The following is a 791-nucleotide window of genomic DNA, read 5'->3' on the forward strand; positions in this document are numbered from 1 at the left end:
ATTTACCGGACGGGTGATATGGCGAGATGGCTTGCCGACGGATGCCTCGAATTTATCGGTCGGATTGATCATCAGGTCAAAATTCGCGGACAGAGAATCGAGCTGGGCGAAATCGAGCATCATCTCCTAACGCATGACATGGTTCAGGAAGCCGCTGTTCTTGCTGTTGACACCGGGGCGGGAGATCAAATGATCTGTGCATACTTTACGGCTGATCAGGAGCTTTCGAGCCAAGAGCTTCGCCGACATGCGGCAGAAGGTCTGCCAGGCTATATGATCCCGTCTGTGTTTATGCAGCTTGATGAGCTTCCGCTCACAGGCAATGGAAAGATCGACAGAAGGGCGCTGCCTGAACCGGATATCGCGCAGGCCGCGCAAAAGGAATATACGGCGCCAAGGAGCGGCACAGAAGCGCAGCTTGCCGATCTTTGGCAGGAGGTGCTCAATGTACCGAAAATCGGTGTGCATGACAATTTTTTTGAACTCGGCGGACACTCTTTACTCGGAATGACGCTCATCGCCCGCATCCAGCAAGAGATGAATGTTGACCTGCAGCTGAAAGACTTGTTCCAGGCGCCGACAATCGAAAGCCTGGCCCAGGCGGCGGCAAAATCTGAGAAAAAATCTGCCGTTTATATTGAAGCGGCGCCGGACCGGGAAACGTACCCCGTTTCGTCGGCGCAAAAACGGCTGTACGTTCTTCAGCAGATTGAAGGCGCTGAGAAAAGCTATAACATGCCGGCCGTTCTCCAACTTGAAGGAAAGCTTGACCTGAAGCGCCTGGAGTCTGC

The 791-nt window shown here is 53.6% G+C and carries 1 protein-coding gene; it reads left to right on the plus strand.

Features of this window, described 5'->3' with window-relative positions:
* Nucleotides 1-791, plus strand: a 791-nt coding sequence (locus ACWHAR_RS25920) for a phosphopantetheine-binding protein (RefSeq protein WP_452088280.1), incomplete at both ends; no start/stop codon positions are given.

This window comes from Bacillus sp. LR--39 (assembly GCF_053613335.1).